Below are 5,893 nucleotides of genomic sequence, written 5' to 3'. Positions count from 1 at the left end.
GATCGTGGATGATATCCTGGAGTATGTGGAGAAATGGTTTCAGAAGGAGGGGTGAGGGGGGGCACCACTGAAGTTCACGTCGTGATTTCAAGTTAAAGTAGTGCTGGACAGAAAGATTTCTGGGTGAGACCCTTGAAGGTAGATTGTCAGAGCAAAGGTTGATTCCGTGTTCGCCATGATCTTTAGAATCGCACTCCTCGCAGTGCTCTATTTTTCTCTTTCGCTAGAAGCGATAGCTCAAGATGAACAGATAGAGCTCATTGATCGTGGGATCATAGAGGAAGACGGCCAGCTTTATCAGGTTATAGACGACATGTACCTTCCCTACGAAAGGGTTGGCGAGAGGTCTGTCCGACCATTGCCTGTAAACTCTTGGCCGAATGGAGTTATACCGATTTCGTTCGAGTCAAACTATCCTGACGCGCTTAGGCAAGTATTTTTCGACGCTTGCTCGTGGTGGTCAAATGTATCTAGAGTTCGTTGCGTGAGAAGGACGACAGAAGCGGACTACATTTATGTAGTCTCAGACAATGGGAACTCATCAGTTGTTGGGCGAGTCGGTGGTCGGCAAACACTGAGGCTATTCAACCGAAACCATAGGGGCATAATCGCTCACGAGCTCGCCCACGCACTAGGCTTCCATCATCAACAGAACTCGCCAGAAAGGAACCTCTACGTTCGCGTGCTATTTCAGAATATTCGAGCCGGCGCTGAGCATAATTTCCAGCTTGTTCCTAACGCTCGTGTTTTTGGATTCTACGATTACTGTTCAATAATGCACTACGGTCTGCGTGACTTTTCTAAGAATGGCGAGCCCACAATTGAAATACTCAGAAGCCCTTCCATCCCTTGTGTTCCCGGTCAACGAACCGAAATCACAATGGCAGATGCGATGGGCATGGCAGCAGAGTATGGGCGAGACCCGAATGATAGGCTATTTGTCCCGGTTCCAGATCTGTCAGAGTACGGAGGCCGCGGTATTAGAGATAGTGACTGGGCATACTCTCGATTCGGATTGCGAACGAGAATAGTGTCGGGGCAACATAGAGATGAATGCAGACGAATTACGAACTGTGAGTCGGTTTGCTATACGACAATGCTATCTAGCCAAAATCCGCAACCAGCTACAGTAGCGGAGTTCGGTACCACGGTGCAACTTGTCACCTATGTCCATACCGAGTATATCTTCAATCCACCACCGAATACACAGTGCCAGTAAGAGGTAGGAGTGTCTTTTTACAAAGACATTGTGCGCGTATTGTCCGCGAGCATGGCTCCCGGCACACCTGAGCGCCAAGCACCTATGTCGGAGTAAGACCTCGACCTACGTCGAAACCAATGTAGGGCGCATAGTCATTGCGTACAAACCAACACCTCACCCACGGTGCACCACGAGTTCCCCCACCCCATGGGACATTCCTGCCAAAACCTTAACGCCCCCCTCTAACCCGTTGTAATCCCACACCCCACCCCCTGTCCCACGCGTGGGACACCTCTTCCCCTCTGAGGATTTCCCCGTTATCCCTGCCGAGGGGGCCCCGTCCGGCCCGGGGAGGACATCGTGGATTTCAAAGCCCTCCTCATGGGCCTCGCCTTCGCCTTCATGTGGTCCTCGGCCTTCACCTCGGCCCGCATGATCGTCCAGGACGCGCCGCCGCTCTTCGCCCTCTCGGCCCGGTTCCTGATCTCCGGCCTCTTCGCCATCATCCTCGCCCGGCTGATGGGCGAGACCTGGCGCCTGACCCGCGCCCAGTGGCGGGCCACGATCATCTTCGGCCTCTGCCAGAACGCGGCCTATCTGGGGCTCAACTTCATCGCCATGCAATGGGTCGAGGCCTCGGCCGCCGCCATCATCGCCTCCACCCTGCCGCTGATGGTCGCCGCCGCCGGGTTCCTGTTCATGGGCGACCGGCTGAAACCCGTGGCCGTGGCGGGCCTCGTCGCCGGGTTCGGCGGCGTGATCCTGATCATGGGCGCGCGGTTCGGCGGCGGGCTCGACCCCGTCGGCGTCATCCTCTGCGTGATCGCCGCCATGGCGCTGACCGTGGCGACGCTGGCCTTGAGGGGCGCGTCCTCGGGCGGGAACGTGATGATGGTGGTGGGCCTGCAGATGCTGGTCGGCGCCGCCGCGCTGATCGGCCCGGCGCTGGCTTTCGAGACGCTCACCGTCACCTGGACCCCGCGGCTGGTCCTCGCCTTTCTCTATACCACGCTCATTCCCGGCGTCGCCGCGACCTGGGTCTGGTTCAAGCTGGTGCAGCGGATCGGCGCGATCCGGGGCGCGACCTTCCACTTCCTCAACCCGTTCTTCGGCGTGGCCATCGCCGCGGCGTTGCTGGGCGAGACGCTGAACCTGACCGACGTGATCGGCGTGGCGATCATCATGGCCGGGATCCTGGCGGTGCAGCTTTCCAAGGCCCCGGCCGCGCGCTAGCTTTCCGGCCATGAAACCGCCCCGCTACATCCGCCGCCGCCGCTCGCCGCCCGGCACCGCCCCCGGCACGCTGACCGCCGACCCCGGCGCCCATCCGTCGACGATCCACACCTTCCGCTATTCGCCCGAGGGGGTGGAGGAGAGCGACCAGATCCTGACCTGCAAACCCGGCACGGTGCTGTGGCTGAACGTCGACGGGCTGGCCGATACCGCGCTCTTGCAGCGGATCGGCGAGATCTTCGGCCTGCATCCGCTGGCGCTGGAGGATGTGGTCAACGGCCACCAGCGTCCCAAGGCCGAGGAATACGAGGCGCATCAGTTCATCGCGCTGCGGATGCCGGACCGCCGGGCGGGGCTGGTCGCGACCGAGCAGGTGACGATTTTCCTGGGCGACGGTTTCGTCATCACCTTCCAGGAACGCTCGGGCGATGTCTTCGACCCGGTGCGGGTGCGGCTGAGGAACCCGCAGGGCCAGATGCGCAAGCGCGGCGCCGATTACCTGTGCTACGCGCTGCTGGATGCGGTGATCGACGCCTTCTTCCCGGTGCTGGAGGTTCTGGGCGAGCAGTTGGAAACGCTGGAGGATGAGGTGGTCTTCAAGGCCAGCGCCACCGAGATGGGCGATATCCACGCCATCAAGCGCGACCTGATGACCGTGCGCAGCGCGGTCTGGCCCCTGCGCGATCTGGTCTCGGCCCTGACCCGGGAGGAAACGCCGCGCTTCACCGAGACGACGCGGCTTTACCTCAGAGATTGCCAGGACCACGCGGTCCAGATCATTGAGACGCTGCAGACCTACCGCGAGATCGCCACGGGGCTGGTCGATATCCTGCTCTCCAGCCAGTCCAACAAGATCAACGAGGTGATGCAGGTCCTGACCCTGATCGCCACGATCTTCATCCCGCTGACCTTCATCGTCGGGGTCTACGGGATGAATTTCGACGACATGCCGGAACTGCACTGGCGCTGGGGGTATCCCGCCGTGATGGCCTTCATGGCGGTGATCGCGGGTGTGCTGGCCTGGTGGTTTCGGCGCAAGGGCTGGCTGGGGCCGAAACGCTAGGGTTCCCCGGGGAACAGCGCACCCGGCGGGGGCATGGAACAAGGGGGCAAGCCAGAGACAGGAGCCCCGCCATGAACCGCACGTTGAAATCCATGCTCACCTGGGGCCTTGCCGCCGGTGCCTTCGTCCTTGCCAAGGGCGTGGTGATCGGGGTGCTGGCCGCCACGACCCCCACCGCCGCCGAGCGGGTCGATGCGATCCTGGCGCAGGAGCCGGTCGCGAGCACCTATCAGGCGATGCGGCGGCATTTCCCGATGGAGGCGGTGCAGCTGCGGGGCCTGATGCTGGAAGCCTACCGCGCCGGGACGCTGAACGACGCGGCGCAGCAGGTTCTGGCGCGCGAGGCGGGCGAGATCCACGGCCGGATGGCCGAGGGGCTGCGTGCCGCCACGGATGCCGAGATCGTGGCGATCCTGGACGATTGGCTGACCTCCATCGCGCCCTTCGACAGCGACATTGCCGCCTGTTCGACGATCGCCGCGCGGGGGCTGACCTCGGTGCAGCCCAGCGATCCGCGCCTCGATCCCGTGCAACTGGCCGAGGCGGCCGAGCGGCTTTACGCCACCATGGACCGCTACCGCTTCGCCGTTGACCGGCGGTACGTAGAGGAAGAGGATTTCGACGCCTTCGCCCCGGTCTTTCTGGCCGATGGCGGGACCGATGCCGATCTGGACGCGGTCGAGACGCGCGATCCCGCCGATCCGCAGCTCTGCGGCGCCTATCGCCGGCTTCTGACCAGCCTGCGCGACGCCGGAAGCGACGGCGCCGACCGGATGCGGCTGGAGATCGTCGTGTCGCTGTTTGGCGGCTGAGGGGGCGGGCGATGATCGGCATGGAAACCGCCGTCGCCGCCACGCTGGCCGGTGCCGCGCTGGGCGGACTCTGGGGCGGCTGGGGCCTTGGCCGGCAGGTGCTGGCCCGGCGCCGCGCCGCCAGTCGCCTTGTGGACCAGGCTCTGGCCTTGGAGCCGGGGCGCAGCCTTTTTGCGGCAATGGCGGCGCATTTTCCGGCCGATGCCCGGGCGCTTCGCCGCAAGATGATCCGGATCGCCCGCGGGCCGGGCAGCGTCTGGCAACGGCAGGTCGCTATCGCCAATGCGGCGGCCGCGGTGCGGCGCGGTCTGGGCACGGCGGTGCTGTCGATCCCCGGGGCCGAGATCGACGCCCTGCTGGATGACCAGATCGCCCTCTACCGCCGGTTCGAGGGCGAGCCGCTTCTGGCCTCGCGTTTCGTGGTGCGGGGGATCAAGGCGCTGTCGGGCTCGGAGCCCGACGGTATCCTCGCCGAAAGCGAGCGGATCAGGACCCGGGTCTATCGCGCCATGGCGCAGTATCGCGGGGCGCCCGTGGGGGCGGCGATGCCGGTGGTCGGCGATTACGAGCGTTTGCAGGCGGCGCTGGCCCGGGTCTGGGGCATGGACGACGCCTTTGCGGTGCTGGATCGGCTGGACCCGGAGGACCCGCGGCTGGGTGTGGCCTTCCTCACCATCCTGAAGGCGGTGCGACATGGCGAGTTCGAAGGCGCCGACCGCTTGCGCCGGGCCTGGGTGGTGGCGCTGGCCAATGGCTGAGCGGGTTCCCGACGGAACAGCGGGGTCCGCGGCTTCGCGCTAGACAAGGCATGTCGTCACCCAGAACCCCGGAGGCCCGCCATGCGCCTGAACGCCCCTCTCACCGCCCTGCTGATCGCCAGTGCGATCCCGGCTCAGGCCGAACTCGCACCCGCCGAGATTGCCGAGCGGGTCGCGATGGTGCTGGCGTCGGAACCGGCGCGCAGTGCGATGCCGGGGCTCATGGCCTATTTCCCGGACGAGGCGCAGCACATGGTGGACAGGTTGCGGGAGGTCGTTTCCGAGCCCGACGGGTTCTCGCCCGCCGGGTTCGAGCGGCTGAGCACTCTCAACGCCGAGATCATGGCGCCGATCCTGGGCATGGTGGCGCAGGCGCCCGATGCTGACCTGGTGGCGCTGCTGGATACGCAGATCCGCGTGCTGCAAGGGCTGGCTCGCCAGCCGATGCTCTGCGCCCGGGTGGTGGCGGAGGGGCCGGGCGCGCTGGGGCAGGGGCATTTCCTGCTGACCGAGGGCGTGCTGGAAGATGCCTATCGCCAGCGCCTCGCCATTGCCGATGCCAACCGCGATGCCGTTCCGCACCGGGCTGTGGTCAGCGACGCCGACTACGACGCGATCAGTCAGGTGCTGGCCGATCAGGGGGCGGACGATGCCTGGTTCGACCGGATCGCGGCGATGGACCCGCGGGATCCCGCCCTTTGCCGGACCTTCACCGAATATCTGACCGTCGCCCGCGATGCGGATTTCCCCGGCGCCGACCGTGTTCGCGCCGATCTGGCGACGGTGACGGGGCTTTACTGACCCTTCAACAGCCCGCGCGGCATCG

The 5,893-nt window shown here is 64.5% G+C and carries 6 protein-coding genes; all 6 read left to right on the top strand.

From position 1 onward, the window contains the following. Positions 1-175: 175 nt before the first annotated feature. The 6 genes from VDQ18_RS23605 (at position 176) to VDQ18_RS22400 (ending at position 5,868) form a co-directional block, all read left to right on the top strand. A complete protein-coding gene (locus VDQ18_RS23605) occupies positions 176-1,219 on the top strand; it encodes a M12 family metallopeptidase (protein ID WP_416235142.1) in 1,044 nt (347 codons plus the stop codon). Positions 1,220-1,561: 342 nt separating this feature from the next. Beyond that, positions 1,562-2,434, top strand: coding sequence for a DMT family transporter (locus VDQ18_RS22420; protein WP_323022849.1), 873 nt, complete (start codon positions 1,562-1,564; stop codon positions 2,432-2,434). Between the two features lie 10 nt (positions 2,435-2,444). Then, complete coding sequence (gene corA, locus VDQ18_RS22415; protein WP_323022850.1) at positions 2,445-3,497, top strand: magnesium/cobalt transporter CorA; 1,053 nt, start codon at positions 2,445-2,447, stop codon at positions 3,495-3,497. Between the two features lie 71 nt (positions 3,498-3,568). Next, entirely contained in the window at positions 3,569-4,309 is a 741-nt protein-coding gene (locus VDQ18_RS22410; protein ID WP_323022851.1) for a hypothetical protein, read from the top strand. 11 nt (positions 4,310-4,320) lie between these two features. Then, positions 4,321-5,067: a hypothetical protein gene (locus VDQ18_RS22405; protein WP_323022852.1), complete on the top strand. Its 747-nt coding sequence runs from the start codon at positions 4,321-4,323 to the stop codon at positions 5,065-5,067. An 81-nt stretch (positions 5,068-5,148) separates the two neighbouring features. Next, entirely contained in the window at positions 5,149-5,868 is a 720-nt protein-coding gene (locus VDQ18_RS22400) for a hypothetical protein (RefSeq protein WP_323023080.1), read from the top strand. Positions 5,869-5,893 lie beyond the last annotated feature (25 nt).

This window comes from Pararhodobacter sp. (genome assembly GCF_034676075.1).
In the GTDB taxonomy this organism is placed as follows: domain Bacteria; phylum Pseudomonadota; class Alphaproteobacteria; order Rhodobacterales; family Rhodobacteraceae; genus Pararhodobacter.
This window is presented reverse-complemented; position numbering and strand designations above follow the sequence as displayed.